Genomic DNA, 1,754 nt, shown 5'->3' on the forward strand with positions numbered 1-1,754 from the left:
GTGTAGGTGTCTTTGTTAGCGTTTTCCATGATGAGAAGGGATCAGATTCTGTGCCGCCTTCTCATTCATTCTTGTTCTACCTTCGCTCGTAGTGATACCGACACTGAAGAACCACGACGCACCGATCCTCTTCGATCCACTTATAGACTAATCGATTCTCACCATCGATGCGGCGAGACCAACAGCCCTGAAGGTCAAACCTTAGAGGCTCAGGTTTGCCGATACCATCAAAAGGATCTCTAAGAATCGAATCTATCAATTCATTTATTTTCTTAACCTTTTTCTTATCTAGCTTCTGCCAATATAGATAGTCCTTCCATCCAAGATCGTCGAAGTAGACACTCATTCTCGAATTAGCTCTTTCTTCTCGAAGATTCCTTTATCAACCCGGGCCACGGACTCTCTTAGACGCTCAGCATTCGCCGGGCTCTTCAAAAGATACATAGTTTCTTCCCACGATTCGAAATCATCCAAAGAGATCATTACTACGGCATTTTTACTACCACGCGTGATCACGACAGGGTCATGGTCAACACAGACCTTATCCATAACGCTCGCGAGCTTATTCCGAGCTTCCGTGTAGGTTATCGCATCCATGAGTCACAGAATGCGCGCAAAGTGTACGTATTCAAGTACTTTATCATTTTGTAGAACGATGAGCTCTGGCACGCCATCAGGCGTTGTCCAGAAGCGACTTGTTAGAAATTCGCTTCGTCGAGGTTAGACAGAAAACGCACATCCAATTTTTTCTCCATAAATTCTAACGACTTTTCAAAATACGCATCTGAATAGTCTCGGTTGCAAATTCTCATCAATTCTTCACCTACCTTCGAAAAAGAGAATATGTTCATTTTTCCAATACTGTCCCTGTCTGCATAACAGACGTGGTCAAAATAGTTAAATGTTCCTCCAACAGTAACATAAGCACGGAGGTCGTCTCGAACATTTAATAGGCCTAGGGTATCCATATGGAGCGTCTGTGAATGACTCAAACTTCTGTCCCACCAACTCACAGGCATAGCCTCGTCAATATCTACTGGAATAAAGAAATATCTATCCATGCTCCAAGCCAATGACGCATGACGTTCAAATAACTGAGCGTCTTTCTTTGTCATGTTCTTCAAGATGCTAAGCGTTAGTGTTGAGAAATGTCCCGGCTCAGAGATCTCACGAGCTAATACTTTAGCCCATACCTCCTGCATCGATTCGTCCGAAACATCTTGGCACCCTTCGAAGTATCGAGACATCCAATCTGGGTCTACTGGGAGGTCAGAAACAGAGCTAGACAAGTGTTCAACACTTGATGCTACGGTGTTATCGATGTTCGCTTGTCGCCTTGCCTCGGTATGTCCAATTCGATGTGCTGCTCTTTTCAATAGCTCATTGCGTTCGATTTCTCCTTCGAGCTTGATCAACTCAGCATCATTCTCGGCCTTTGTTTTTCGCCGAATACGAGTAGGCTCATACAAAACTCCAATACTCTTAGATACCTCCTCTATGAGTTTTTCTAAAGGTTTTGATATTCCCGTAATGTCGTTAAGCATCTTCTTTCAATACTCTTTCTAATGCTAAAGGTCACAGACGCTGATGGAAGTCTTTTCTCACTTGGAACGAAAATTTTCTCCGCTGCCCCTAATCGACAATCGCGCCAAGAATAATCAGCGTTCAGTGCACCGGCTTCCATGAGAAGGCGGTTTGTCAATTAGATTCAAAGTTTCAACTTTGTGTGATGGTTGTAAGGTTTAGTAGCAAGC

The 1,754-nt window shown here is 43.6% G+C and carries 3 protein-coding genes; all 3 read right to left on the minus strand.

All coding sequences use genetic code 11. From position 1 onward, the window contains the following. Positions 1-76: 76 nt before the first annotated feature. Positions 77-346 (minus strand): Txe/YoeB family addiction module toxin, encoded by a 270-nt coding sequence (locus HRU10_15350; GenBank protein ID NRA28609.1) that lies wholly within the window; start codon positions 344-346, stop codon positions 77-79. After that, positions 343-597, minus strand: a complete 255-nt coding sequence (locus HRU10_15355; GenBank protein ID NRA28610.1) for a type II toxin-antitoxin system prevent-host-death family antitoxin — start codon at positions 595-597, stop codon at positions 343-345. Before HRU10_15355 ends, HRU10_15350 begins: the two co-directional genes overlap by 4 nt. 101 nt (positions 598-698) lie before the next feature. Further along, a complete protein-coding gene (locus HRU10_15360) occupies positions 699-1,544 on the minus strand; it encodes a DUF2806 domain-containing protein (GenBank protein NRA28611.1) in 846 nt (281 codons plus the stop codon). Between the last annotated feature and the right edge of the window lie 210 nt (positions 1,545-1,754).

The organism is Opitutales bacterium (assembly GCA_013215165.1).
In the GTDB taxonomy this organism is placed as follows: domain Bacteria; phylum Verrucomicrobiota; class Verrucomicrobiia; order Opitutales; family JABSRG01; genus JABSRG01.

Bases quoted from the DNA above. Each gene is read 5' to 3' on its own strand.
- HRU10_15350 (NRA28609.1), bottom strand. From the start codon at position 346: ATGAGTGTCTACTTCGACGATCTTGGATGGAAGGACTATCTATATTGG.
- HRU10_15355 (NRA28610.1), bottom strand. From the start codon at position 597: ATGGATGCGATAACCTACACGGAAGCTCGGAATAAGCTCGCGAGCGTT.
- HRU10_15360 (NRA28611.1), bottom strand. From the start codon at position 1,544: ATGCTTAACGACATTACGGGAATATCAAAACCTTTAGAAAAACTCATA.